This window comes from Pseudidiomarina homiensis (genome assembly GCF_003987225.1).
Classification (GTDB): domain Bacteria; phylum Pseudomonadota; class Gammaproteobacteria; order Enterobacterales; family Alteromonadaceae; genus Pseudidiomarina; species Pseudidiomarina homiensis.
On the sequence record NZ_PIPX01000002.1, the window covers coordinates 89606 to 116485 of the forward strand.

Here is a 26880-nt window from a genome sequence, read left to right on the forward strand (position 1 = left end):
CATCACATTATGTGGGGTTTTCAACAAGAAGGTGCAGTATGGAGTGGGATGGCGAGTACATTTACCCGTATGTCGAACATGGACAAAAAAGCGAGAAGGTGAAGAAGATTACGGTCTCAATTCCGACTCGTGTGTTGAAAGTCCTCACTGACGAGCGCACTCGTCGGCAAGTGAAAAACTTGCGTCATGCCACTAATAGCGAGTTACTGTGCGAGGCCTTTTTACATGCTTTTACTGGGCAGCCGTTGCCGGAAGATGACGATCTGCGCAAAGATAATCCGCACAAGATCCCAGCATCAGTGCGCGATGAGCTAACGCGTCGTGGCCTACCGATTCCAGCCGAAGAAGACCTCGACTAAGTCGAGGTCTTAACGTTTACCGCATAACGCCTACAATAGGTACTCGAGCGCCGTTTCATCGCAGTTGTCTTTGCGTGGGCACAGCTCGCAATCTTTCATTACCTTCTCTGGAAGCTTGTCTTTTACCGTGAGGCGAAAGTTTAGGCGACCAAAAAATTCAGGTACACGGGTCAGCACAATGGTGCGACTAATCCCGAGCTCTCGCGCCCGCCAAAGCAGAAAGGCCACTAATTCAGCACCAAGGCCTTTGCCTTGTGCTTGCGGAAACAACCCTAAACTACGAATCTCCGCTAAGCCGGTGCTGTAAACATAAAGCGCGGCGCAGCCCACCACTTCGTCGTCAATTTCTGCCACGGCAAAGCTCTGGATGGCTTGCAAGATATCGGCTTTGTCACGCGGCAGGTTTTCACCCTGCTCAGCCCAATAGGCAATCAGCTCACAGATTTTATCGGCGTCACTCAGACGTGCCTGACGCACGTGCTTGCTGGCAGCCTCGGCAGCATGTAACCAGTCGTTGGCGTGTTTAATCGCTGTACGTACCGCAGCGGGTGCGGTGCCACCAAGTGCATTGCGCTGATTGACTCCGTAGTCCAACTCAAGAACTGGGTAGACATCATCGCCTATTTCCGGCGAAAATTCAGCAAATTCAGCTAAACTGAGCGCTTCTAACGGCTTACTCTGCTGCTGTGCGTAAAGCACTGCTGCGCCGGTAATGTGGTGCGCATCGCGAAACGGAATGCCTTTACTCACAAGGTAATCCGCCAATTCAGTGGCGTTGCTGTAGCCCATGGCCGCTTGCTGTTTTGCATGTGCTTCGTTAACGCTTAACTCGGGCACCGCAAAGGTCAGCATGTGTAGACATTGTAAGTAGGTATGCAAAGCGTCGAATAAGCCTTCTTTGTCTTCTTGCATGTCTTTGTTGTAAGCCAATGGCAGACCTTTCAAGGTCGTTTGCAGTGCGTGCTGGTGACCAAACACGCGCCCGGTTTTACCGCGCAGTAACTCAAATAAATCGGGGTTCTTCTTCTGCGGCATCAAGGACGAACCACTGCTGATGCGATCGCTCATGGCGAAACACCCGGATTCACCAGAACAATAAAAAATGACGTCTTCAGCAATCCGCGATAAATGCACCATGCCAGTGCTGGCGCTATGCAATAAGTCCAGCGCGAAGTCTCGATCCGAGACGCCGTCGAGGCTATTCTCGCTGGCGTAACGAAAACCCAGGGAGTGGGCAAGTGCCTCACGATCAATATTCGCTGTGGTGCCTGCTAATGCACCACTCCCCAACGGGCACACGTCGATGCGCTTCATCGTTTCTTTCAGACGGCTAACGTCGCGTTGTAGCATTTGCACGTAGGCCAACGCCCAATGCCCGGCCATGATCGGTTGCGCGCGCTGTAAGTGCGTATAACCAGGTAATGGCGCCGCTTGATAGCGTTCGGCAAAAACCAATAGGGCCTGAATCGCTGCGAGATTGGCACTGACTAACTCCGCGCCGACCGCTTTGCAAAACAACCGTAGATCGGTCGCCACCAAGTCATTGCGGCTGCGACCGGTGTGAAGCTTTTTCGCCGTCGCACCGATTTTTTCAATCAGTTGCGCTTCAACCCAACTGTGAATGTCTTCTGCGTCGGTTTGCAACGGCAGTTGTGGGTCCTGCTCCACGGCGACTTGCAGCTCTTGCAGTGCTTGTTGTAATTGTTGATGCTCGTCGGCGGTCAACAGCTCAGCTTGCTGCAGCGCTTGCGCCCAAGCTTGCGAAGCTTGTAAGTCGTAAGGCGCGAGCCGATAGTCGAAGCGAAGCGAGTCATTGAACTGTTTGAATTCAGCGGCGCTAGGCTCATTGAACCGTCCACCCCATAAACTCATGATGAGCCTCCGTCGTGTTCATGTAAGGCACGGATCCGGCTAGCTAAGCTATACAAACGGATAAAGCCTTCCGCATGTTTTTGATTATAGACTTCGTCTTCATCAAAAGTTGCGAAAGCGTTGGAATAGAGGCTATTCGGCGAGCGTTTTTGCGTCACGGTTACTTGGCCTTTGTAGAGCTTCACCACGATGTCCCCGGTCAATGGCTCGGCCAACTTGGTTGCGGCAGTCAGCATGACTTCACGCAGCGGCGTGAACCAGCGTCCGTCATACAACAGTTGGGCGAATTCGTTACCCAAACGAATGCGATAATCTTGCGTGGTGCGGTCGAGCACAAGACTTTCGAGGCCTTGCAAGGCAGCGTAGAGCACGGCACCAGCTGGCGTTTCATAGCAACCCCGCGATTTCATGCCGACTAAACGGTTCTCGACCATATCCAAACGGCCAACACCATGTTTACCCGCCAGCTTGTTCAGGGCTTCAATAGCAGCTACTGGCTCAATTGACTCGCCATTCAGCGCTTGCCATTCACCGTTGGCGAACGACAAAGTTAGGTATTCCGGTTGCTCGGGTGCTTGCTCAGGTTCAGCAGTCCAGGTCCACACCTGTTCAGATGGTGCATTCCAGGGCTCTTCAAGCTCACCGCCTTCAGTCGAGATGTGCCACAAGTTGGCGTCACGGCTGTAGATCTTGGTCGCCGATGCGGCACAAGGAATATTGCGCTCAGCCAAATAAGCGAGCAAATCCGGGCGGCTGCGCATGGTCCACTCACGCCAAGGCGCGATGACTTGCAAATCCGGTGCTAACGCCGCAAAGCATGACTCGAACCGTACTTGGTCGTTACCCTTACCAGTACACCCATGCGCTAGGGCATCAGCGCCCACTTTACGCGCCACTTCAACTTGCGCTTGGGCAATAATTGGTCGTGCGAGGGCCGTACCAAGCAAGTACTGGCCTTCATAAATGGCACCAGTTTTCAGCGTCGGAAAGATGACCTCATTAACGAACTTATCTTTCAAATCGACCACATAACAGCTACTTGCACCCGAAGCGATGGCTTTTTCTTCTACACCTGCAAGCTCTTCTTCGCCCTGACCCACGTCAGCAACGAAGGCGACCACTTCACAGTCATAGTTTTCTTTTAACCATGGCACGATAGCCGAAGTATCAAGACCACCTGAATAGGCTAAAACAACTTTGTTTACGGACGTGCTCATGCTTGGGCTCCTGCAAATAATTCAACTAAAACAGCATTCTGGGCGTGTAGCCGGTTTTCGGCTTGGTGCAAAATGAGGGACTGTGGTCCATCAATCACTTCGGCAGTGACTTCGCGACCACGGTACGCTGGCAAACAGTGCATAAAATACTTAGCACCGAGTTGCTTCATCAGATCTTGGTTCACTTGATAAGGTGCAAAGTCGTGCATGACCTGATTGCTATCGCGCTCTTGTCCCATTGAAAACCAAGTATCGGTATAGATAGCATCAGTTTGTTGCAGATTATTGAAATCGTGATGCAAAGTGATTTTGGCACCAGTCGTTTCGCCAACTTTCTGCGCATCGGCTAAGCGTTCTGCATTAGGCTCATAACCAACCGGCGTTACGATTTGCAGATTCATGCCCGCCAAAGCAGCGCCAGCCATAAGGGCATGGCAGACATTGCAGCCGTCGCCCACATAGGTCAGGGTCACTTTGGACAGGTCGCCTAATTGCTCGGTCAGCGTTAACAAGTCGGCCAATGCCTGACAGGGATGACACTCGTCACTGAGTGCGTTGATCACGGGTTTGTCTGAAGCCTTCGCGAGTTCATCAAGGGTCGCTTGCGAATAGACGCGCGCCACTATGGCATCGTGCCACAGGGCCAAGTTAGCACCGACATCGCTCGCTGGTTCACGACTACCCATGAGGTTCTCGGCATCAAGGTAAATGCTGTGGCCACCTAAGCGATTGATGCCAGCAGCAAAACTTGCGCGAGTGCGCAACGATGGCTTTTCAAAAACCAAAGCGATGCTCTTACCCTGAAGGTGGTTTTGCCACGCGCTTGGGCGTTGCTTAATGGTCTGCGCCAAATCCAAAATATGGCTCAATTGTGCGCTGCTTAAATCGCGCATTGCTAATAAATCTTGCATGTGAATTCCTAACTAAAATTGCGTAATCGACGACGAAACTGCGTTAAAGCTGAACGCGGGTTCCAGCTGGCTCGCCGCGCGCTAATCTGGTTAGCGCATTGGCATCGTGCCAGCCGGCCACCGCGATGGTTCGTCGCGAAGCCTTATTGAGGACCACCTGCGCTGCCTGCAGTGCGGCATTGAGCTTGACGATCATGCCGTCACGGATGGTGCCGTTGGCAATGAGTTCAGGCGCCTGGGCGGCGGTGATGGTTTCGATGAGTTGGCCGTCGTGGTCAAGTATGCCGACCACATCGGTAAGTAATATAAGATCGCCATGTAGTACTTGCGCGACGGTTGCCGCAGCCAAGTCGGCATTGACGTTTAAGCGCTCGCCTTGGTCGCTAACCCCGAGCGAACTGAGAATAGGTAAGTAGTCGTGCTCGATCAGCAACTGTAACAACTTGCCTGAACCTGCCTGTGGAATACCGACGGCGCCGCGACTGCTGTCGATTTCGCAGCGCACTGTATTACCTGCCTGTAAGGTTAGACCTACTGGCTGCAGGCCATGTTGTTGTGCTAAGGCGCAGAGCTGGCTGTTAACGTCACCGGCGAGAACGCCTGCAACAACTGGAATATGTGCCGCTGGGGTGACCCGCTGGCCGTCAATTTTTACGCTCTCGTGACCGAGTTGCTGAAGTAACGCTTGTACTTGGTCGCCGCCACCGTGCACTAGCACAAGCGGTCGCAACGCGGCCAGCCGCTTCACTGTGGTGAACAGTTGTTGCAGTGCGTCAACGTCGGTGAGTACTCGCCCACCGAGCTTAATGATGAGTGGCGTGCTCATACGACGGCTCCCGGGCTTGGGGTAAGGCCTGTCGTTGGCGGTAGACCGACATACTGATTCGCAAGTTGGAGTGCTTGCGCGGCGGCGCCTTTGAGTAAATTATCAATCGCTACCGATAGAATGAGCTGGTTGCCATGCACTTTAAAATAGATGTCACAGCATGGCGTGCCAACCACTTGTTGAAGTTTTGGTGGGTTCGCGACCAACCGAACGAACGGCTGCTCAGCGTAGCAAGCAGCAAAAGCTTCGGCGACCATGTCGCTGCTTACCTGTTCGGCAAGCTGTGCATAAATCGTCGCTAAAATGCCCCGCTTAAAGTTACCTAGGTGCGGAACGAAAATAACATCACGACCAATGGTCTGCGCCATTTCGGGTTGATGGCGATGTTCAGCCACGCCATAGGCCTGCAAACTTACTTCGCAAAAACTAGTGTGCAGTGCCGCTTTGCGACCTGCGCCAGAGACACCACTGACCGCATTCACGATTGGTGTTGTATGGGCCGCCAAAAGCGCTAACACAGGGCGCAGTGCTAACCCTGCGGCTGTTGGGTAGCAACCGGGCACAGCCACTAAGGGCTCGTCACCTTTGAGCTGAGTGAATTCCGCCAAGCCATAAGGGACGTCGTTACTCAGCTTCGGTTGAGCAAAACCATAGGCAGCTTGATGTTGTAAGGGGTCGCCAAGCCGAAAGGCACCGGAAAGATCAAACACCACCAACCCAGCAGCGATCAATTTTGGTGCCAATTCAGCACTGGCTTCATGGGGGAGCGCTAAAAAAACCACTCGAACCTGCTGCGCTAGTTGCGGCAGCAGATCCGAGTGCCAAGGTTGCAGAATTTGCTCGCACCGCCCCGCTAACTGCGGATACAACGCGGAGATGGGCTCTGCTTTCTCACGTGCGCTTGAAGAAAATGCATGGGTCACGTCGAAAACTGGATGGTTATGCAACAACCACAGGAGTTCAACGCCGCTATAGCCGCTTGCTCCAAACACAGCGCATTGTATGGTTTCTTGCTTTGACATTCACAGTAAACTTATGACCAAAAGATGGTCTAAGTATATTGAATAGAAATGCACAAAACAAGAATAAGTATTATCTTTTTTGCGATCTCAGTAAAATAATGAGAAGTACCAGTCCGAAGGTACCTAAAAACAGTCCCAGCGCCTGCAGCAGGGTGTTCTGCCAGCGCGGTTGCTGGTGTGTTGCTTCAAGGTAGTAAGTGCGCGTAAAGGAATCATTTACGGCCTCCGGAATCGGGCGATTAAACTGTTCACCACGATAGTCGCTAAGCAACAGAATCTTAGGTTTTCGACGATGTAGCATATCGAGGTGTTGCTCCTGGCGCTCTGCTAGGCCGCCACTTTGCATTTGCGGGGCTAAATGATAGATGTCTTGCGGTTCACCTGGTAAGACGACACCTGGCGACTCATACTCGTAGATAGTCTCAGAAAAGAGTAATTGCGTGTAGCCGAGATAAAACATAGGCACGGCTAGGGCAATACAGAGCACGGCGGCGTACATGCGCATGCGCTCGCGCACCAGACTTTGCACTTTTTGCTGGCGCAGCCATGCATCAACACTTGGAATGCGGCTCAATTTGGCATGTAAATAGGCGCGATCGAGCTGAGCCAGGACATCTTCCAGCTCAAGCGATAAAGCACTCAGCCAAGCGGCAAGAATTTCGGCCGACGGTAGCGAGCGCTCACCCTCAAGTTTCGATAGATAGGATTGCTCCACGCCCATCTTTTCGGCCAGCTCCGCTTGGCTCAGATCTTGCTCAGTTCGTTGTTGTTTTAAGTAATCACCTAACGTCATTGTTCTAGTCCTTGTCGATTGAAATCAACGCTGATTCTTAGCTATTCCTGCAGGCATAAAAACATGAATATTAGCGAATAACTAGGAATAGTTAGGTCTAGACAAAAGTTAGGTCGTACGGCGGAGGGGGCGGCGGAGTGATTACTCCGCCATGTAATTCTTCGGTAGGTCGATGCGTGATGCGCCTGAGGCGACAGCAGCTTCGGCGACCGCTTTGGCAACGCGGGTTTTCAAGCGTGGGTCCAATGGTTTCGGAATAATGTAATCGACACCGAACTCAAGTTTGTCGACGCCAGACGCTTTGAGAACTGCTTCAGGAACGGGTTCTTTGGCGAGCTGACGAATCGCTTCAACGGCGGCAATCTTCATTTCGTCGTTAATAGCGCGTGCGCGAACGTCGAGTGCGCCGCGGAAAATGAATGGGAAGCACAGTACGTTGTTCACCTGGTTCGGATAATCAGAACGACCGGTTGCCATAATCAAATCGTCACGAACCTTGTGCGCAAGTTCCGGTTTGATTTCCGGATCAGGATTCGAGCAGGCAAAGATAATCGGCTTGTCAGCCATCAGTTTCAATGCCTCTGGCGACAACAAGTTCGGCCCGGAAACCCCAACAAATACGTCAGCTTCGGTAATGACATCCTCGAGGGTGCGTTTGTCGGTATTATTGGCAAACAACGATTTGTATGGGTTCAGATCTTCGCGACGGGTATGAATCACGCCTTTCGAGTCGAGCATATAGATGTGTTCGCGCTGCGCGCCGCACTTAATCAATAGCTCCATGCAGGCAATCGCCGCGGCCCCAGCCCCGAGACAGACGATTTGGGCCTTGCGCAGTTCTTTACCTTGAATCTCCAGCGCATTCAGCAGACCTGCGGCCGTAACAATGGCGGTGCCATGCTGATCGTCATGAAAGATCGGCACGTCACAACGCTCTACCAAGGCTTCTTCGATCTCAAAACATTCGGGTGCTTTAATATCTTCCAGGTTAACACCGCCAAAGCTGTCGGCAATGTTGGCAACGGTATTAATAAAATCTTGGGTAGTGCGGTGCGTTACTTCGATATCAATCGCATCAAGGCCGGCGAAGCGCTTGAACAGCAAAGCCTTACCTTCCATCACGGGCTTTGATGCCATCGGGCCTAGATTACCCAAACCAAGAATGGCGGTGCCATTGGAGATGACCGCAACCATGTTGCCTTTAGCGGTGTAACGGTACACATCTTCAGGATTTTCGGCAATTGCCCGAACCGGTTCGGCAACACCAGGGCTATAGGCTAAGGCCAAATCTTTGCTGGTCTCGGCCGACTTGGTCAGTTCAATACTGATCTTTCCCGGTGTTGGATAAGCATGGTAATCGAGCGCTTGCTTGCGAAAATCAGACATGGACCTAGGTACCCTCTTTCATTGCGGCGGCCGTTATAGCCAACATTCATTTAGTGAATAATCGCCATTGTAGAGGGTTAACTGCGAATAACAAATCTTACCTGATGGTCGAGGAGCTCGACCGGCCTTCTAAAAACCGCCGAAACTGCAGAGTTGTATAAAAACAAACCGCTGCTCGATCCAGCTCGAATGGGGGCTAAGCCCTCGCAGGGCATAAAAAAAGGCGCCTTTTGGCGCCTTTTTCTGAATCTGGTGCTAAACCATCGTTTTTACGATGATTTCTTACCACCCAACACGCTGAAACGCTTGTTGAATTTGTCGATACGACCACCGGTGTCCATAATACGCTGTTTACCAGTGTAGAACGGGTGGCACTCTGAACAAACGTCAAGGTGCAATTCGCCACCTTTGGTTGAACGGGTGGTGAAGGTGTTGCCACATGAACAAGTCACGTTCATGTCTTCGTACTTCGGATGAATACCTGCTTTCATAAGGGTTACCTCAATTGGGCCGCATCGCTATACGGACTCTCTCCGCACACCACGCGTGGTTAATAATGGAATAATTAGGGCGCAGATTCTACCCGAACACAGGCCAATGATCAAGCACAGGATCGCGCTTGCGCCTCGCCGCGCATGGTCGCACAATAGCGGCTATGACCAAGTCCACCCCAGCCGAACTCTTTGCAAATGATAGCACCGTCGTCAACGTGGCGGTGCCAGTGCCCCTTGCCCGCCATTTTCATTACCGCTGCGCAACGGCCCCTCCCTGTGGGACGCGACTGAAGGTGCCGTTTGGTAACCGCTCGTTAGTGGGTTTTAGTTTAGGTGTAGCGACCGCAGTCAACACTGAATTTGAGCTCAAGCCAATCCACGCAGTGTTGGACGATGAACCCTTGTTGCCGCCGGCAGTCTGGGGTCTTTTGCAGTGGGCTGCCGAGTATTACCAGCACCCGTTGGGTGAAGTGCTCAATCATGGTTTACCGGTTTTACTCCGCCAAGGCGAAGCGGCAAGCTACAAAACCACCGAAGGGTTTCGCGTGACCGAAGCGGGTCTTGCCATTGAGCTGAACGAGTTACGTCGAGCGCCACAGCAACAACGTTTATTGGCAGCTTTGCGTAACGGCCCCATGTTGCGGCGTGATATTACTGCGCAAGAGTTTTCGAGCGCTGCCCTGAAAGCGCTGCAAGAGAAAGAATGCATCGAAAGCTTTCAGCATGTTCCGCAGACCAATGCGGATTGGTCGTTTGCGATCGGTAGTGAGCCTTTACAGCTGAATCCCGAGCAGGCTTTAGCTGTTGCCGCCATTGGTGCTGCCAGCAAGCCGCAAACCTATTTGCTTGAAGGCGTTACCGGTAGTGGTAAAACGGAAGTGTACTTGCAAGCGATGGCAGAGGTGCTGCGCAAGGGTAAACAAGTGTTAGTGTTGGTGCCTGAAATCGGTCTGACGCCGCAAACCTTACGACGTTTTCAGAAGCGCTTCGCAGTGCCAATTGTGATGCTGCATTCAGCGCTGACCGACCGTGAGCGGTTAGATGCTTGGCTCGATGCCAAAAACGGCGGAGCTGCGATCGTTATCGGTACACGTTCGGCGATTTTCACGCCATTTAAGCGCTTAGGCATGATTATTGTTGATGAAGAACATGACAACTCTTTGAAGCAGCAAGAAGGCTTCCGTTACCACGCGCGCGATTTAGCGGTGGTGCGTGGTCAGAAAGAACAGGTACCGGTGATTTTAGGTTCCGCCACGCCTTCGCTCGAGAGCATTAATAACGTCGCCCAACAGCGCTATGCACATTTACAACTGACGCAGCGCGCTGGTGGCGCCAAGTTGGCGCGGCAAACGGTGCTTGATATTAAGCAATTGCCGCTAAAAGGTGGGTTGTCGGTGCCACTTATCGAGCAAATGCGTAAAGAGCTGGAACGTGGTCAGCAGGTGCTGGTGTTCTTGAATCGTCGCGGCTATGCACCGGCGTTGTTATGCCACGAATGTGGCTGGCTCGCGCAATGTCGCCGCTGCGACGCCTACTACACTGTGCATCAACGACAACAAATGTTGCAGTGTCACCATTGTGGTGACCAACAACGCTTGCCTAAACAATGTTTCGACTGTGGCTCGACGCAGTTAGTGGGGCGCGGAACTGGGACTGAGCAACTTGAGCAAACGCTGGCTGATATTTTCCCTGAGTTTCCAGTGCTGCGTATCGACCGTGACAGCACGCGGCGCAAAGGGAGTTTAGCGAAGCACTTGACCGCTGCGACCGAGAACAAATACCCCATTTTAGTGGGCACACAAATGATCGCGAAGGGTCATCATTTTCCGCACGTGACACTGGTAGCTTTGCTTGACGTCGATGGCGCACTGTATAGCTCTGATTTTCGTGCGGCCGAGCGGCTGGGACAATTGATCACCCAAGTTGCCGGGCGAGCTGGCCGTGCTAGTGCGCCGGGTACCGTGGTGCTGCAGACCCATCATCCAGAACACGATTTATTGCAGGACCTTATTCACAACGGCTACGCTGCGTTTGCGCGTTCGCTACTGCGCGAGCGGCAGTTAACCCAATTACCGCCGTTTGCGCAGTTGGCATTGTTTCGGGCTGAAGCGCATGAAGCCGGGCAGGCCCAATCTGCGCTTGAAATTATTGCTGCGCAGCTCCCTGAGCATCCTGAAGTTTTTGTGCTTGGCCCGATGCCGGCAGTGATGGAACGTCGCGCCGGTCGCTATCGTTATCAGCTATTGGTACAGTGCCAGCAGCGTGGATTGCGGCAACAGCTCTTGCAGCACACCTTGGCGAAACTCGAGAATTTGCCGGAATTACGCCGCGTGCGCTGGTCGTTGGACGTAGACCCACAAGACTTTAGCTAGTAAAATGTCGCGGTTTCCCTGAATTGAACGCGAACAAGCGTAAATGCGCATCGTAAATGAAAAAGGTTGGATGTAAATGAAAGAGCAGTTGGAGCAGTTATTAGCGGCCGCAGTGGCCACCTTACAAGCGCAAGGCACTTTACCTGCGGAATTAAGCCCGCGTATCCAACTGGACCGTCCACGCGATAAAAGCCATGGTGATTTTGCGACCAACCTCGCGTTAATGTTGGCAAAGCCTGCTGGAACGAACCCACGTGCCTTGGCAGAAGCCCTCATTGCAGCGCTACCAGAAAATACCCTCGTCGCTGAAGCAAACATTGCTGGCCCTGGTTTTATTAATTTTGTCATTAGCCAAGACCAACTGTTACAGCAGCTCGAAGCCGCCTACCAAGATGCGCATGTCGGAGTGGCCAGTGCCGAGCAGAGTCAGCGTGTGGTGATTGACTATTCTTCGCCAAACCTTGCCAAAGAAATGCACGTCGGTCATTTGCGTTCGGCCATTATTGGTGATGCGGTCGCACGCGTCTGTGAGTTTTTAGGGCATACCGTGATTCGGCAGAATCACGTGGGTGACTGGGGTACCCAGTTTGGGATGTTGTTGGCACACATGGAAGAGCTTGAAGGCAATGAGCTCGCCATGGAACTGAGCAACTTAGAGACCTTTTACAAAGCTGCGAAGAAGCGCTTCGATGAAAGCCCTGAGTTTGCCAATCGTGCCCGTGAACTGGTGGTCGCGTTGCAGTCGGGTGACAAAAAATGCCTCGACCTGTGGCAGCAGTTTATTGACGTATCGCTGAGTCATTGCCAAGAAGTTTACGACCGTTTGGGCGTGAAGCTTACGCGTGACGACGTGATGGCAGAAAGTGCTTATAACGCTGACTTACCACAAGTTGTCGAAGACCTACGTGAGCAAGGTTTGCTGGTAGAAGATCAAGGTGCGCAGTGTGTATTCCTTGAAGAGTTTAAGAATAAAGAAGGCGAAGCTTTACCGGTTATCGTGCAGAAATCTGGTGGTGGCTATTTGTATGCGACGACCGACTTAGCGGCCGTACGTTATCGCCAGAACGTCCTCAAAGGCGAGCATTTGATGTACTTTGTGGACCAGCGCCAAGGCCTGCATTTTCAGCAGATTTTTACCTTAGCGAAGAAAGCTGGTTTCGCGCGTGACGACCTGCAAATGGATCATTACGGCTTTGGTACGGTCATGGGTAAAGATGGCCGACCGTATAAGAGCCGCGACGGCGGTGTGACGAAGCTGGCGGACTTGTTGGACCAAGCGGAAGCGCGTGCGCTGGCGTTAGTGCAAGAAAAAAACACCGACTTGTCTGCGAAAGAGCAGGCGCAGGTCGCGAAAGTAGTGGGTATTAGTTCAGTTAAATATGCTGACTTGTCGAAGAATCGTACCAGTGACTACATTTTTGACTGGGACACCATGCTTAGCTTTGAGGGTAATACGGCGCCTTATTTGCTCTATGCATACACCCGTGTGATGAGCGTGTTTAACAAAGCTGGCGTTAAGCCCGACGCTTTAAGCGGCGGCTTTGTGTTGCAAGATGAGCGTGAATTAGCGCTTGCCAACCTGTTGGTACGTTTCAACGAAGTCGTGCATACTGTGGCCAAGAAAGCGATGCCGCATTTCTTGTGCGGCTACTTATTTGACCTTGCTGGCGCCTTCTCAAGCTTTTATGAAGCTTGCCCAATTTTGCAAGCTGATGATGAAGCGCTGCAGCAAAGTCGTTTGAAACTTGCTGCTTTAACAGCGAAGACACTGCGCCAAGGTCTCGACCTTCTTGGCATTGAAACATTGGACAAGATGTAAGCATGGATTACGCAAATCGCAAACGCCCGCCTCAACGCAAGCCACGCTCGGCGAATAAGGGTAAGAAGCAAGCTCCGCAACGCCAAGTGCCTTGGGGCATTGTGGTGCTGGCGATCATTTTAGTGATCGCATTGATTGCTGGTTTACGGTTTATTGCGGGTGGCAATCCTGAAGCGCCGTTGCAATCCACTCAAGACGTCCCAGCAAGCACGCCAGAGATGCAAGCAGAGCCGATGCCAGAAAAGCCGGAAGAGCGCTGGCAATATATCGAGGAGCTGGAAAATCTTGAAGTTGAAGTTGATGTTCCTGAGCGTGAACTCGGGCCGCCTAAGCTGATGCAGTGCGGGTCATTCCGCCAGCGTGCTGACGCTGAACGCCTTAAGGCGGCGATTGCGATGCAAGGTTTAGAGTCGGAGATTTACCCATCAAATGGTGGTACGTGGTACCGCGTGGTGCTCGGGCCTTATGAAACCAAGCGCGCGGCCGAGGCTGATCGCCATACCCTACAACGGGCCAGTATTCATGGCTGTCAAATCTGGAACTGGAATCTGTAAGTATTAGATTTCGGTAAAAGCATTGAATTTCGCAATTGCGCCCTCATTAAAGTTGGCATAGCAACTTAAGAGGACGCAATTGTGACAACGATAGTTTCTGTCCGCCGCGGTGACAAAGTCGTCATCGGCGGTGATGGCCAAGCCACACTTGGCAACACAGTCATGAAAGGCAACGTGCGCAAAGTGCGCCGCCTATACAACAACCAAGTCATCGCCGGATTTGCCGGTGGTACCGCGGACGCCTTTACCCTATTTGAGCGGTTTGAAGCCAAGCTGGAACAGCATCAAGGTAATCTAGCCAAGGCGGCGGTTGAGCTTGCCAAAGATTGGCGGACCGATCGGGCGCTACGTCGTCTTGAAGCTCTATTGGCGGTCGCTGACAAACATACCTCACTGATTATTTCTGGCAACGGCGACGTGATCCAGCCCGAAAATGATCTAATTGCCATTGGTTCTGGTGGACCGTATGCCCAAGCTGCAGCCCGCGCGCTGTTGGAAAATACTGAACTTGGTGCTCGCGGTATCGTCGAAAAAGCACTCACGATTGCTGGTGAGATCTGCATTTACACGAATACCAACCAAACCATCGAAGAACAGGAGTCTGTGGCCGATGTCTGATATGACCCCACGTGAGATTGTCGATGAGCTGAACCGTCATATTATTGGCCAAGACAATGCAAAAAAAGCCGTTGCGGTAGCTTTGCGTAACCGCTGGCGTCGTATGCAATTGCAAGACGAGCTACGTCAAGAAGTCACCCCAAAGAACATTTTGATGATTGGTCCAACGGGTGTCGGTAAAACCGAAATTGCGCGACGTTTGGCGAAGCTGGCGAATGCACCTTTCATTAAGGTTGAAGCGACGAAGTTTACCGAAGTTGGTTATGTCGGTAAGGAAATTGAATCGATTGTTCGCGATCTTACCGATACTGCGGTGAAGCAAACGCGCGAACAAATGATGAAAAAAGTGCGTTTCCGTGCTGAAGAAGCAGCGGAAGAACGTATTCTCGACGCTTTACTGCCGCCAGCAAAAGGCTGGGCTGACGAGGACAAAACGGAACGCGAACAGAGTAATACGCGGCAGGTATTCCGTAAAAAACTCCGTGAAGGGCAGCTCGACGATAAAGAAATCGAGATCGATATCGCGATGCCGCAAATGGGTGTGGAAATCATGGCACCGCCTGGCATGGAAGAAATGAGCTCGCAGTTGCAGAATATGTTCCAGAATCTTGGGCAGGACAAAAGCAAGCCGCGTAAGCTGAAAATCAAAGATGCCTTCAAGCAGTTAGTGGAAGAAGAAGCGGCGAAAATGCTCAATCCCGAAGAGGTGAAGGAGCAAGCCCTGAATTCAGTAGAACAAAACGGCATCGTGTTTCTCGACGAGGTCGACAAAATTTGTAAGCGTGGCGACACCAGCGGTCCCGACGTTTCGCGGGAAGGCGTACAACGTGACTTGCTGCCGTTAGTGGAAGGAACCACAGTGTCTACCAAGCACGGTATGGTGAAAACCGATCACATTCTGTTTATTGCCTCGGGTGCGTTCCAGATGTCGAAGCCGTCGGATTTGATTCCTGAGCTGCAAGGTCGTTTACCAATTCGTGTTGAGCTTGATGCGTTGACCAGTAATGACTTCGTGCGCATTTTAACCGAGCCGAATGCGTCACTGACGACCCAGTACATAGCCTTGATGGCTACTGAGGGAGTTGAAGTCGCGTTTACTGAAGACGGAATTCAGCGGATTGCAGAAACGGCGTTCCAAGTGAACGAGACAACTGAGAATATTGGTGCGCGGCGTTTGCACACGGTTTTAGAGCGCTTGATGGAAGATATTTCATTCCGCGCAAGTGACTTGCAAGGTCAGCAAATCAGTATTGATGGCGCGTACGTTGACGAGCACTTAGGCAAGTTAGCGCAAGATGAAGACTTGAGTCGCTTCATTTTGTAACGTTATCAGCTATACTGTGCCTGAAACTATCCTTCTATCAATGATGTAACAGGCAGGGGAACGGCAATGGAATACAATACTTCGGAGCTTTGCGATCTCTACCCTGACATGGTCGACGTGGTCGAACCCATGTTTGTTCACTACGGTGGGCGCGTATCGTTCGGTGGCCAGTTGGTCACTGTGAAGTGCTTCGAAGACAAAGGTGTCATCGAAGAGGTCGTGCAGCAGCCGGGCACCGGCAAAGTGCTGCTGATCGACGGTGGCGGTTCCAATCGCCGTGCCCTTATCGACATTGCGGTGGCGGAATTGGCGCTGGATAATGACTGGGAAGGTATTGTCTGCTTTGGCGCTGTGCGCGACGTTGACGCACTTGATGAGCTCGATATCGGTATTTTGGCATTGGCGTCAATTCCGGTAGGTGCGCCTGCTGAAGGTACTGGTGAAGTCGATGTTGCCGTGAATTTTGGTGGCGTCACCTTCTTACCTGAAGATCATTTGTATGCCGATACGACTGGCGTCATTCTCTCGCCCGAGCCGCTTGATATCGAATAATCTATGTACTTGATCCCTTGTGACCCTGAGGCGTGGTGTAAACCACGCCAAGGGGAAGTCCGTATCGGACAAACCTTACACGCACTCCCCTCATGCGACACTCCAGAAACCTATCGTGCTGCGTTACACAAAGCCCGCGAGCAGGGTGCTAGAGTGGCGTTAGTGGGCGTTCCAGAGAGTATCGGCCCGCGTGGCAACCTAGGCCGTGGTGGCGCTGAAACAGCTTGGCCTGCTGCGTTACAGGGACTGTGTAACCTGCAAGCGACGCCCTTTATCGCAAGCCATGAGCTACTTTTGGTTGGCCATGTTGATTGTGCGGACTTACAGGAACAGGCAGCGGCTCTGCGCACCACCAATGCCGCTGATGTGCAGGGCTTGCGTGATCTTTGCCAACACCTGGATCAACGCGTGATGCAAACCTTGTTGCCATTGTTTAGCGAAGGCTTTGAGGTCATTTTGATCGGTGGCGGGCACAACAATGCTTATCCACTGCTGCGCAGTTTGAGTGAAGCGACGGAGCAGCAAGTTGCGGCGATGAACTTGGACCCCCATGCTGATTTTCGCGCTCGTGAAGGTCGCCACAGTGGTAACGGTTTTAGCTATGCACATACCGATGGATTTCTTACCAACTACCATGTTGTGGGTCTGCACGAAGGGAAAAATAATGCCGAAAGCTTACGTCAGTTAAGCGAGGCAGGATTTACCTATACCAGCGTGCATGAGCTGTATCAGGCGAATTGGACCGAACAGCTGGCGGCCTTGCGTGCTCAAGCACAGGCATGGCAACGGCCGTTAGGTATCGAAATCGATGTGGATGCGTTGCAAGGGGTGCCAGCCAGTGCCATTAACTTTAATGGCTTAGGTATACAACACGGCTATACCTTGATTGCTGAGCTCGCAGCACTACCACAAACGCGTTATTTGCACTTGGCTGAAGCTGCGCCGAGCTTGCACCCAGCCGGCCGTGAAGCCGGCGATATGGCTTGTGCCCAGGTGCTTAGTGAGTTAGTGCTTGCTTACTTGCATGGCCTTCAGCGTAGGACGCCCTGATGCCAGCAGTTGAGTAAGCGATCAGTGCCAAACTGATAAGTGAGTTCAGCTGCGTCGTCACAATCCCACAAACACAGATCAGCACGTAACCCCGCCTTAATGCGCCCACGGTCGTTGAGCCCCAAGGCTTGCGCGGCGTGTGAGGTCACCCCTTGTAAACATTCCTCTGGCGTCATGCGAAATAGCGTGGCCCCCATTTGCAGCATCAGTTGCAAACTCAGAATAGGTGATGTGCCTGGGTTAGCATCCGTGGCAAGAGCTATAGGAACGCCGTGTTGGCGCAGCAAATCCAGCGGCGGTAACTTGGTTTCGCGTAAGAAATAGAAAGCGCCGGGCAGCAGCACGGCGACTGTACCACTAGCAGCCATAGCTTTTACACCGTCCTCATCAAGGTATTCCAAATGATCGCAAGAAAGCGCTTGGTAACGTGCCGCGAGGGCGCTGCCATGTTGGTTGCTGAGTTGTTCGGCGTGCAGTTTCACCGGCAAACCGCGCTGCTGCGCTGCTTGAAAGACACGTTCGGTTTGTGCTGGCGAAAAGCCGACATTTTCACAAAAAGCATCCACCGCATCGACTAAGCCTTCGTCGGCCAAAGTTGGCAAAATTTGCTCAACAATGGCATCAATGTAGGCGTCCGCATTATCTTTGAACTCCGGCGGCAAAGCGTGCGCTGCAAGTAATGTGGTTTGCACGCTGACCGGGTTTGCCGCAGCTAATTGTTTGGCGGCAAGTAATTGTTTACGTTCATGTTCGAGGGATAAACCGTAACCTGATTTAATTTCAACCGTGGTGACACCTTCGCGCATGAGTGCGGCGAGGCGTGGGCTGCTCACGTTCACCAATTCATCTTGAGACGCGGCCCGGGTTGCCCGCACGGTAGCGGCAATACCACCGCCTTGCGAGGCAATTTCACTATAGCTTACACCGTGCAAGCGCTGCGCAAATTCGTCAGCACGCGATCCAGCCCATACCAAGTGGGTATGACAGTCAATCAGTCCGGGCGTGAGTAACTTTCCACCAGCATCGATGACTTCAGCGTCAGCAGCTGTCGCAGGAGCCTCGGCAGCAGGTCCCACGTAACTGATCGTACCAGCTTCGATACACACAACCGCATTTTTGAGAAGTCCATAGCCGTCGCCGTAGTTCGCATGATCCACGGTTGCAACCGTCACATTTTCAATACGCTGTTGTCGCTGAGTCATACAACTTTCTCCCTTTGAACACTTGTATATACAATTCGAGTTGCCTACACTTTAGCACATCTGAATCACGGACACCTATGGGTAAGCTGGCACATGGCTAAATTTTCCGCAATTAAACAGCATGTCTACAACAAAATTGCTTCGGGCGAGTGGCCGGAAAACCATCCGGTGAGCTCAGAAAATGCCTTGGCGTTGCAGTTTAAAGTCAGTCGTATGACCGCACGTCGTGCACTGCAAGAGCTGGCCAATGAAGGCATTGTGATTCGCACCAAAGGCTCGGGTACGTTCGTAGCACCGATTAAATCGCAAACATCGTTCATGGCGATTCGTAATATCGCCGATGAAATTCGTGCGCGTCAGCATCGTTACCATGCGCAAGTTCAGGTGTTGCGCCGTGAACATGCCTCCGATTTAATTGCCGAAATGCTCAACTTGCAACCCGGTGATACTGTCTTTCACTCGGTCATTAGTCACTATGAAAATGACCTGCCAGTGCAAGTCGAAGAGCGTTATGTGAATCCAGCTCTCGCTGCCGACTACTTAAAGCAAAATTACAATGAAATCACGCCGCACGAATACTTGTGCCAAGCCCAGCCATTGACTGAGGCAAGCCACGAGATCGAAGCGGTAACACCTTCGAATCAGCTCTGCCAATGGTTGTTGCTCACCAAACCAGAGCCCTGCTTACGCATTAACCGCCGCACGTGGAGTGCCGAAGGCGTGGTGACCTATGCGGTGCTTACGCACCCCGGCTCACGCTTTAGTCTTGGCGGACATCTGCAATTTTAATAAAGGACAAACGATAATGAGCTTTACTCGACTCGATACCAGCCGTACGATTCGTGCCCCGCGTGGCAGTGAACTCACCACTTGCAACTGGCAAGTGGAGGCAGCCAAGCGTATGTTAATGAACAATCTTGATGCCGAAGTTGCAGAGCACCCCCATGCATTGGTGGTGTACGGCGGCATTGGCCGCGCAGCCCGGAGCTGGGAAAGCTTCGACAAGATTGTTGAAGTACTTGAACGTTTAAAGCCAACTGAAACCTTACTAATTCAATCAGGTAAGCCAGTTGGTGTGTTCCCAACACATGAAGATGCACCGCGCGTGCTCATCGCTAACTCAAACTTAGTGCCAGAATGGGCCACTTGGGAACACTTCAACGAGCTCGATAAAAAAGGCCTAATGATGTACGGGCAAATGACCGCTGGCTCGTGGATCTATATTGGTTCGCAAGGCATCGTACAAGGTACCTACGAAACCTTTGTCGCCGTCGCCAAACAGCATTTCAACGGTGAAACTAAGGGGCGCTGGGTGCTTACTGGCGGCCTTGGGGGTATGGGTGGTGCGCAGCCACTCGCGGCAACCATGGCTGGATATTGCATGCTCGCGGTTGAAGTCGACGAGTCACGTATCGACTTTCGTTTGCGCACTCGCTACTTAGACCACAAAGCCACTTCGCTCGATGAAGCTTTGGAACTTATCAATGTAGCTAAAGCGGAAGGTCGAGCGATTTCAGTAGGTCTGTTAGGGAACGCTGCTGATGTTTATGACGAACTGGTTCAGCGCAACGTCACCCCCGATGTCGTGACCGACCAAACGTCCGCGCACGACCCATTACACGGTTATTTGCCGCAGGGCTGGACACTCGAAGACTACAAAGCAAAACAAGAAAGCGCACCTGAAGCGACCGTGCAAGCAGCGAAACAATCGATGGCTGTACAAGTACAGGCGATGTTGACCTTGCAGCAACGTGGTGCGGCGACGCTTGATTACGGTAATAACATTCGTCAAATGGCGAAAGACGTTGGTGTTGAGCACGCTTTTGACTTCCCTGGCTTTGTGCCTGCTTATATTCGTCCGTTGTTTTGCCAAGGTATTGGACCGTTTCGTTGGGTAGCGCTGTCGGGCGACCCAGAAGACATCTACAAAACCGATGCCAAGGTGAAAGAGCTGATCCCTGATGACCCGCATTTGCACAATTGGCTTGATATGGCACGTGAACGCATTAGTTTCCAAGGCTTGCCAGCTCGAATTTGTTGGATTGGCTTGAAGGACCGTGCGCGTATCGCCAAAGCGTTCAACGAGATGGTGAAAAACGGTGAACTTAAAGCACCGATTGTTATTGGCCGTGACCACTTAGATTCGGGCTCGGTGGCAAGTCCTAACCGGGAAACCGAAAGTATGCTCGATGGCTCTGACGCGGTGTCGGATTGGCCGTTGTTGAACGCCCTTTTGAACACCGCCGGTGGTGCCACATGGGTAAGCTTGCACCACGGTGGTGGCGTCGGCATGGGTTATTCACAACATGCCGGAGTCGTGATTGTGGCCGACGGAACTGACGCCGCGGAGGCGCGAATCAGTCGGGTATTATGGAACGACCCAGGTACAGGCGTCATGCGCCATGCGGACGCAGGCTATGACATCGCGATTGACTGCGCGAAAGAACAAGGTCTTGATTTACCAATGGTGGAGGACAAGTAATGGCAGTATTCACTCTTGAACCCGGCAAGCTTAGCCTAGATCATCTGCGTCAATGGTGGCAGGCTCCGCAGCAGGTCGCCCTGCATGCCGATGCTGCCGCTGCTATTGAACGCTCGTCAGCGACCATTACCGAAGTGCTCGCAGCGGGTAAAGTCGTGTATGGGATTAACACCGGTTTTGGCTTACTCGCGAACACCCGTATTCCGCCAGAAAAATTGGAAGACCTGCAGCGTCGCATTGTGTTGTCCCACGCGGCGGGCACGGGTGACTTAATGGACGATACCGTCGTCCGGCTGATGCTGTTACTCAAAGTTAATTCTCTCAGCCGCGGTTTTTCAGGTATTCGTCAGCAAGTCATCGACGGTCTTATCACCTTGTTAAATGAGCAAATGTATCCATGTGTACCGAGCAAGGGCTCAGTTGGTGCATCTGGTGACTTAGCGCCGCTGGCGCATTTAGTTTTACCGCTCATTGGCGAAGGTCGAGTGCGTTACCAAGGGCAGATCTATACGGCTCAGGAAGGCCTCGCCAAAATTGGGATGCAGCCGTTAACCTTAGCCCCGAAAGAAGGCTTGGCGTTGTTGAACGGTACCCAAGCGTCGACAGCTTTAGCGCTGCACGGACTGTTCCAAATTGAGCGGGTGTTCCACAGCGCTGTGGTTGCTGGCGCGATGTCGGTCGAAGCTGCGATGGGCTCACGTGCGCCATTTGACCCGCGGATCCACGAAGTACGTGGCCAGTTGGGACAAATTGCGGTGGCGACGAGCTTCCGTCAGTTGTTGACCGATAGCTCGGAAATTGCCGCCGACCATGAAAACTGTGAAAAGGTACAAGACCCTTATTCATTGCGGTGCCAACCACAAGTTATGGGTGCCGTTTATGATCAGTTGCAACATGCCAGCACAATTTTGACTCGCGAAGCGAATGGCGTGACGGATAATCCGCTGGTGTTCCACGACAATGGCGATATTATTTCGGGCGGTAACTTCCACGCTGAACCAGTAGCACTGGCGGCCGATATGTTGGCGATTGCGGCAAGCGAGATTGGCGCCCTGTCAGAACGACGCAGTGCGTTATTGATTGACCATCACTTGAGTAACCTGCCGCCGTTTTTGGTAAACGACGGCGGTGTAAACTCTGGCTTTATGCTGGCGCAAGTGACCGCTGCAGCGCTTGCTTCGGAGAATAAAACTCTCGCGCATCCAGCTTCTGTGGATAGCTTGCCAACCTCGGCGAATCAAGAAGATCACGTTTCGATGGCAACCTTTGCGGCACGTCGTTTAACGGATATTGCTCAAAATATTCGTGATATCGTTGCCATTGAGTTGCTTGAAGCCGCCCAAGGGATTGATTTCCGTCGCCCCTTGAAGGCATCGGTAGCGATTGAACAGGCGCATGGCTTGGTGCGTGAAAAAGTGGCGTATTACGATCAAGATCGTTACTTTGCGCCCGATATTGAGGCAGCAGCAACGTTAATATACAGCGGTAAGTTAGGAGCTTTGATAACGGAAGGGGCGACTTTCTAAGGCTGTTCGTTCTATAGGAGGACGCTTAGGCGTCCTCTTCTTCATCTTTAAGTGCTTGGCAGTCAACGCAGAGCGCAACATCTGGCTTAGCGGCTAAACGTGCCGCAGAAATTTCGTCGCCACACTCAATACAATAACCGTATTCGCCGCTGCGCATGCGTTGCAGTGCAGCACTCGCTGATTCTGCTGCGCGGCTGTCCGGTTGCTCAGCAACCACGGTTTCTAACTTGCTGCGGATGCGTAACAACTGCTGGGCGGATAAAGATTCACTCATGCTTACGTCCTTTTTGAAATTATTTTTTGGCTAGCACAACAAACTGCCCGGTAAATTCAGCGACCGGTTTATCGCCATCGAACACTTGTGATTTAAGATTCACTCGCGCATTTTGTCCACTTTTCAAGCTGGATAGATCGCCATTCATGTCGACCAGTCGCGCCACCGCTCTTGGTTCATGCGTAATCGGCTTGTGGTAGTGAATATTGCCATCAGCCAGCACCACAGCACCTTGCAGTTGTCGCTCGCGCAATTGTAAATGCAGTAGCCCCCAACACGTCAAGGTTGCCAGCGAATAAATACTGCCAGCAAACATGGTGCCATGCACATTAATGTTACGTGACAATTGGGCATTGGTTTCGAACTCGCGTCCGGTGTACTGACTAATACGAATGCCCATTGTTTCGGAAATCGGAATATCCTCGTGCCATGTAGATTGCAACTCTTGGCACCAGTCAGGACGATAGATGATGCGGTTGTATTCTGTCAGTGTTTTTCGGAGTTGGTGCTCAGCGCTTGGATGACTGACGGTATCGGCTTCTTCGACCAAGTCGTAACCACACTTTTGATAAAAGCCGAGCGTGTTATCGCGTGAATTGATGACAATGTGTTTGGCCCCTTCGTGACGAGCGAGTTGTTCAAGTGCATAAACAATGGCAACGCCATGTCCTTCGCCGCGATGTTCAGGTGCTGAAGCCATAAAACGGATTTGACCTTCTTCCGGGCTGTTGAAGTGCAATCGACCCACCGCGACCGCCTCCCCAGCATCATTGACGACCATGCGATGCAGGCCAACCTGATCATATTCGTCCTTTTCGGAACCGCGTGGCCGTTGAAATGGCTCGCGCAGGACGCGGTAACGCAAATCGTAATAGGTTTGCCATTGTTGCTCGTCATTGGGACTGATCACTTGGTACATGTTTTAAGTTTTCTCCGTGTCGAGCAAAAAGGTCACTGGTCCGTCATTGGTCAGTGCAACTTGCATATCGGCACCAAACTCGCCGGTAGCAACGTTAATTGTAAGGCGGCGCAGCTCCGCGACAAAGGCCTCATAAAGCGGTTCGGCTTGCACTGGTGGTGCTGCGCTCGAAAAACTCGGGCGGCGCCCGCTGTTGGTATCGGCGGCGAGGGTAAATTGCGAAACCACTAAAGCGCCACCTTCGATGTCGCTCAGGCTAAGATTCATTTTATCTTGCGCATCACTAAACAGTCGGTAACCAGCGACACGCTGCGCGAGCTTGCGCGCGATGGTTTCGTTATCACTTGGGGTAATACCTAAAAAGATCAGTAAGCCACTGTCGATAGCGCCCACAGTTTGTCCGGCAACCTCAACTTTCGCCTGCGTGACTCTCTGCAGTAGTGCTTTCATCGCTTTCCTCAAAAAATTCTTCGATGCTGGCGGTTAGTTCAGCACCGATCAAAACAATGGTCCAAGACAAGAAGATCCACAGTAACAGAATTGGAATTGCAGCCAAAGCACCATAGATAGCTTGATAAGAAGGAAATGCGGTGACATACGAGGCAAATGCGCTCTTACTGATTTCAAACAAAATAGCGGCAAGCAGCGCGCCCCAGAAGGCGTGACGGATTTTCACCACGCGGTTGGGTAGCATCACATACATCAGCAAGAAAGCAATGACCGACGTCACGATCGGCACGACGCCGAGTAAGGTTGTGCGAATACCTGATACATAATCTTCAGCAAAGGTCGCTAGCGAAATCAGATAAGAACTCACCGCCATCCCGGACCCCATGAGTAGTGGGCCGAGGGTCAGAATCATCCAGTAGACCGCTAAGGCCACTGCCAAACGACGGCGCTTGGTGTTGCGCCAGATGCGATTCATGGTCGCATCGATAGTTGAGATCAGGTTCACTGCCACAACAATGACAAACACCACACCGATGGCGGTCATTTGCGAAACATTACCGACAAACTCATTTAAATACCGCGAGATTTCTTCACCTGATGTCGGCAACAGGTTCGCAAACAAGAATGCTTCGATTTCAGCGCGTAGGGCTTCGAACATCGGGAAGGCAGAGAAAATCGAGAAAATAACCACCAGCAACGGCACCAGTGCGAGCATGCTGACAAACGTCAAATGCCCAGCAATGATGGTGATCTTGTCATCCATACAACGTCGCCCGAAATACTTTAGAAAGCTCAGCGCACAACTGAATTTAGCGCGCCAAGGTGACGTTGAAGAGCTGGTGTCGTTGCTCATAATCTTCCTTCTTGAGGATTCTATAGGGTCACTATAATCCCAAACCGCTGCGCTTGCGTAAAGTTTAAGACGAAAAGCGTTATTTGCTGTTCGCTGTTTGCTATTCGATGGCCTGGGAGGGTAGAAAAGCATATGAGGCATGTTTTGGTGATTGGAGCTGGTGGCGGACTAGGAAAAGCCTTGGTTGCGCATTACCTGAATGAAGGGGCGTTAGTAACGGCTTGGAGTCGGCGTGAACAGCCCTTTATGCATGAAAACCTGCAGTGGCGGACCCTTAGTGACTACAGCCCTGAGCAACTGCACGCCGAGATTGAGCAGCTACAGGCGCTAGATGGTGTGATCAGCACTTTAGGTATGTTGCACAACAACGACTTTATGCCCGAGAAACATTTGGGGGCGGTGAGTGCGGCACAGCTGCGGCACTCGTTTGAGATCAACGCGATTTTGCCAATCCTGCTACTTGAGCAATTGCTGCCGAAGCTGCCACGCAAGCAACCAGCTTTTTGGGTGCAATTAAGCGCCAAAGTGGGGAGCATTACTGACAACTACTTAGGTGGTTGGTACAGCTATCGCGCTAGTAAAGCGGCGTTGAATATGCTGTTGAAGACCGCATCGATTGAGCTTAGGCGCAGCCATAAACAGCTGATCATTGCCGCCGTACACCCGGGAACAACGGATACTGAGCTCTCTGCGCCCTTTCAAGAACGCCTGCCAGCCGACAAGCTGTACACGCCGGAACAGTCGGCTGCCCGCATTGCGCAAGTGATTGAAAATTTGACTACGGAGCATAGCGGCAAGCTGCTACACTGGGATGGAACTGAATTACCTTATTAACGGGAGATACGGCGATGCGTTGGTTAACAATCGCGACGGCTGTTATTTTTTTAGCCGGCTGTCAAAGCGCCTATTATGGCGCCATGGAGAAGGTGGGAATTCATAAACGCGATATTCTGGTCGATCGCGTGGACGACGCACGTGATGCTCAAGCGGATGCGCAAGAAGAGTTTAAATCTGCACTCGAGCGCCTTGATGAAATGCTGCAAATTGACGGTGGCGAGCTTGAGGCGGAATACAAAGCACTAAATGACGATTACGAAGCAAGCGTGGCTGCTGCGGAGCGTGTGTATGACCGCATTGAAGCCATTGATGATGTCGCGCAAGATCTCTTTGATGAATGGCGTGATGAGCTTGAAGAATACAGTAATGACAGTTTACGCCGACAGAGTGAACGTTCACTCAGAGACACCGAACGACGTTACAGTGCCTTATTACAAAGCATGGAGCGGGCTGCCGCAACCATGGACCCCGTGCTCGAAAAGTTACAGGACAATGTGTTGTACTTGAAGCACAACCTCAATGCCGCAGCGGTTGATGCAATTCGCGGCGAATATCGCAGCTTACAGGCTGATGTTGCTGCCTTGATCAAAGAAATGGAAGCAGCAATTGCCGAATCGGATGCCTTTATTCAAGCAATGCAGGAGGGACAATAATGAGTTTATTAGTTATCGCAGGGAGCAGCCGTCAGGCCTCAATTAATCGTCGCTTACAAGAGCGTTTGGCCGAAGTTGCCGAGCTCAATGGTGAGCAGTGCTATGTGTATCCGCCGGCAGAGCTTGATGCGCCCTTGTACCAAGGTGACTACGAAGAAGAGCATGGTGTGCCAAGCAACATTCAGAAGCTTGCTACGGCAATTACCGAAGCCAGCAAGATTGTTGTGGTAACGCCTGAATATAATGCCTCGATTCCGCCGTTATTAAAGAACGCTATCGATTGGAGTTCGCGGTTAGAGACGAACCCTTGGAAAGGTAAAACCGTACTGCTGGCCGGTGCGTCACCAGGCCAATTTGGTGCGGTGCGGTCAATGACCGATTTGCGCGGTGTACTTGCCAACTTAGGGGCTTGGATTGCGCCGTCGGTAGCAAGCATTGCTAAAGCAGATGCGGATAAAATCGCTGAGCTTGATGCCGAGTTTCTCGGTAACTTTTTGCAGCAAGGGGACTAACCT

At 52.0% G+C, this 26880-nt stretch carries 27 protein-coding genes; 14 read left to right on the plus strand and 13 right to left on the minus strand.

The annotated features are described in order from the left end of the window. Positions 1-38 precede the first annotated feature (38 nt). Entirely contained in the window at positions 39-359 is a 321-nt protein-coding gene (gene metJ / locus CWI70_RS09550) for a met regulon transcriptional regulator MetJ (protein ID WP_126773087.1), read from the plus strand. Positions 360-389: 30 nt separating this feature from the next. Here metJ and argH read toward each other — a convergent pair whose 3' ends face one another. The 8 genes from argH to rpmE all read right to left on the minus strand — a co-directional run bounded on the left by argH (position 390) and on the right by rpmE (position 8877). Beyond that, positions 390-2231 (minus strand): argininosuccinate lyase, encoded by a 1842-nt coding sequence (gene argH, locus CWI70_RS09555; RefSeq protein WP_126773090.1) that lies wholly within the window; start codon positions 2229-2231, stop codon positions 390-392. Then, positions 2228-3448, minus strand: a complete 1221-nt coding sequence (locus CWI70_RS09560; protein ID WP_126773093.1) for an argininosuccinate synthase — start codon at positions 3446-3448, stop codon at positions 2228-2230. Before CWI70_RS09560 ends, argH begins: the two co-directional genes overlap by 4 nt. Further along, positions 3445-4359 carry an ornithine carbamoyltransferase gene (gene argF, locus CWI70_RS09565; protein WP_126773095.1) on the minus strand — a complete coding sequence of 305 codons (915 nt, stop codon included), beginning with the start codon at positions 4357-4359 and terminating at the stop codon, positions 3445-3447. The genes CWI70_RS09560 and argF overlap by 4 nt, the downstream gene beginning before the upstream one ends. A 43-nt stretch (positions 4360-4402) precedes the next feature. After that, positions 4403-5185 carry an acetylglutamate kinase gene (argB, locus tag CWI70_RS09570; RefSeq protein ID WP_126773098.1) on the minus strand — a complete coding sequence of 261 codons (783 nt, stop codon included), beginning with the start codon at positions 5183-5185 and terminating at the stop codon, positions 4403-4405. Further along, positions 5182-6207, minus strand: a complete 1026-nt coding sequence (argC, locus tag CWI70_RS09575; protein ID WP_126773100.1) for an N-acetyl-gamma-glutamyl-phosphate reductase — start codon at positions 6205-6207, stop codon at positions 5182-5184. The genes argB and argC overlap by 4 nt, the downstream gene beginning before the upstream one ends. Before the next feature lie 70 nt (positions 6208-6277). Beyond that, on the minus strand, positions 6278-7000 hold the full coding sequence (locus tag CWI70_RS09580; protein ID WP_126773103.1) for a helix-turn-helix domain-containing protein: 723 nt from the start codon (positions 6998-7000) through the stop codon (positions 6278-6280). A gap of 141 nt (positions 7001-7141) precedes the next feature. Beyond that, a complete protein-coding gene (locus CWI70_RS09585) occupies positions 7142-8386 on the minus strand; it encodes a malic enzyme-like NAD(P)-binding protein (protein ID WP_126773106.1) in 1245 nt (414 codons plus the stop codon). A gap of 269 nt (positions 8387-8655) precedes the next feature. Then, positions 8656-8877, minus strand: a complete 222-nt coding sequence (rpmE, locus tag CWI70_RS09590) for a 50S ribosomal protein L31 (protein WP_126773109.1) — start codon at positions 8875-8877, stop codon at positions 8656-8658. Between the two features lie 164 nt (positions 8878-9041). Here rpmE and priA point away from each other — a divergent pair, with 164 nt between their 5' ends. The 7 genes from priA to CWI70_RS09625 all read left to right on the plus strand — a co-directional run bounded on the left by priA (position 9042) and on the right by CWI70_RS09625 (position 17169). Then, positions 9042-11252 (plus strand): primosomal protein N', encoded by a 2211-nt coding sequence (gene priA / locus CWI70_RS09595; protein WP_126773111.1) that lies wholly within the window; start codon positions 9042-9044, stop codon positions 11250-11252. 76 nt (positions 11253-11328) lie between these two features. Further along, positions 11329-13071, plus strand: a complete 1743-nt coding sequence (gene argS / locus CWI70_RS09600; protein WP_126773113.1) for an arginine--tRNA ligase — start codon at positions 11329-11331, stop codon at positions 13069-13071. A gap of 2 nt (positions 13072-13073) precedes the next feature. Then, a complete protein-coding gene (locus CWI70_RS09605) occupies positions 13074-13625 on the plus strand; it encodes an SPOR domain-containing protein (RefSeq protein ID WP_126773115.1) in 552 nt (183 codons plus the stop codon). Between the two features lie 81 nt (positions 13626-13706). Next, positions 13707-14243, plus strand: coding sequence for an ATP-dependent protease subunit HslV (hslV, locus tag CWI70_RS09610; RefSeq protein WP_126773117.1), 537 nt, complete (start codon positions 13707-13709; stop codon positions 14241-14243). Continuing rightward, on the plus strand, positions 14236-15567 hold the full coding sequence (gene hslU / locus CWI70_RS09615; RefSeq protein ID WP_126773119.1) for an HslU--HslV peptidase ATPase subunit: 1332 nt from the start codon (positions 14236-14238) through the stop codon (positions 15565-15567). The genes hslV and hslU overlap by 8 nt, the downstream gene beginning before the upstream one ends. A gap of 66 nt (positions 15568-15633) precedes the next feature. Then, the gene (rraA, locus tag CWI70_RS09620) at positions 15634-16119 is read left to right on the plus strand and encodes a ribonuclease E activity regulator RraA (RefSeq protein ID WP_126773121.1); all 486 of its coding nucleotides are present in this window, start codon (positions 15634-15636) and stop codon (positions 16117-16119) included. A 3-nt stretch (positions 16120-16122) separates the two neighbouring features. After that, entirely contained in the window at positions 16123-17169 is a 1047-nt protein-coding gene (locus tag CWI70_RS09625; protein WP_126773124.1) for a formimidoylglutamase, read from the plus strand. Here the strand turns inward: CWI70_RS09625 and hutI are convergent. Next, positions 17151-18371 carry an imidazolonepropionase gene (gene hutI / locus CWI70_RS09630; RefSeq protein WP_126773127.1) on the minus strand — a complete coding sequence of 407 codons (1221 nt, stop codon included), beginning with the start codon at positions 18369-18371 and terminating at the stop codon, positions 17151-17153. The two genes, CWI70_RS09625 and hutI, sit on opposite strands and share 19 nt — an antisense overlap. Positions 18372-18464: 93 nt before the next feature. Here hutI and hutC point away from each other — a divergent pair, with 93 nt between their 5' ends. The 3 genes from hutC to hutH are packed head-to-tail and all read left to right on the plus strand — an operon-like array spanning position 18465 to position 22379. Continuing rightward, on the plus strand, positions 18465-19160 hold the full coding sequence (gene hutC / locus CWI70_RS09635; RefSeq protein ID WP_126773130.1) for a histidine utilization repressor: 696 nt from the start codon (positions 18465-18467) through the stop codon (positions 19158-19160). 16 nt (positions 19161-19176) lie between these two features. Next, a complete protein-coding gene (gene hutU / locus CWI70_RS09640) occupies positions 19177-20853 on the plus strand; it encodes a urocanate hydratase (RefSeq protein ID WP_126773132.1) in 1677 nt (558 codons plus the stop codon). After that, entirely contained in the window at positions 20853-22379 is a 1527-nt protein-coding gene (gene hutH / locus CWI70_RS09645; RefSeq protein ID WP_126773135.1) for a histidine ammonia-lyase, read from the plus strand. The genes hutU and hutH overlap by 1 nt, the downstream gene beginning before the upstream one ends. 25 nt (positions 22380-22404) lie before the next feature. Here the strand turns inward: hutH and CWI70_RS09650 are convergent, their stop codons facing one another. Genes CWI70_RS09650 through CWI70_RS09665 form a run of 4 tightly spaced genes read right to left on the minus strand, consistent with a single transcriptional unit; the run spans position 22405 to position 24875 of the window. Further along, on the minus strand, positions 22405-22653 hold the full coding sequence (locus CWI70_RS09650; RefSeq protein ID WP_126773138.1) for a TraR/DksA family transcriptional regulator: 249 nt from the start codon (positions 22651-22653) through the stop codon (positions 22405-22407). A gap of 19 nt (positions 22654-22672) precedes the next feature. Then, entirely contained in the window at positions 22673-23572 is a 900-nt protein-coding gene (locus CWI70_RS09655; protein WP_126773141.1) for a bifunctional GNAT family N-acetyltransferase/hotdog fold thioesterase, read from the minus strand. A gap of 3 nt (positions 23573-23575) precedes the next feature. Next, complete coding sequence (dtd, locus tag CWI70_RS09660) at positions 23576-24022, minus strand: D-aminoacyl-tRNA deacylase (protein WP_126773144.1); 447 nt, start codon at positions 24020-24022, stop codon at positions 23576-23578. Next, the gene (locus CWI70_RS09665) at positions 23982-24875 is read right to left on the minus strand and encodes a virulence factor BrkB family protein (RefSeq protein WP_126773147.1); all 894 of its coding nucleotides are present in this window, start codon (positions 24873-24875) and stop codon (positions 23982-23984) included. Before CWI70_RS09665 ends, dtd begins: the two co-directional genes overlap by 41 nt. A gap of 132 nt (positions 24876-25007) precedes the next feature. Here CWI70_RS09665 and CWI70_RS09670 point away from each other — a divergent pair, with 132 nt between their 5' ends. The 3 genes from CWI70_RS09670 to CWI70_RS09680 are packed head-to-tail and all read left to right on the plus strand — an operon-like array spanning position 25008 to position 26877. Continuing rightward, complete coding sequence (locus CWI70_RS09670; protein ID WP_126773149.1) at positions 25008-25709, plus strand: SDR family NAD(P)-dependent oxidoreductase; 702 nt, start codon at positions 25008-25010, stop codon at positions 25707-25709. Between the two features lie 14 nt (positions 25710-25723). After that, positions 25724-26365: a DUF2959 domain-containing protein gene (locus CWI70_RS09675; protein ID WP_126773151.1), complete on the plus strand. Its 642-nt coding sequence runs from the start codon at positions 25724-25726 to the stop codon at positions 26363-26365. Beyond that, entirely contained in the window at positions 26365-26877 is a 513-nt protein-coding gene (locus CWI70_RS09680) for an NADPH-dependent FMN reductase (RefSeq protein ID WP_126773154.1), read from the plus strand. The genes CWI70_RS09675 and CWI70_RS09680 overlap by 1 nt, the downstream gene beginning before the upstream one ends. Positions 26878-26880: the final 3 nt, after the last annotated feature.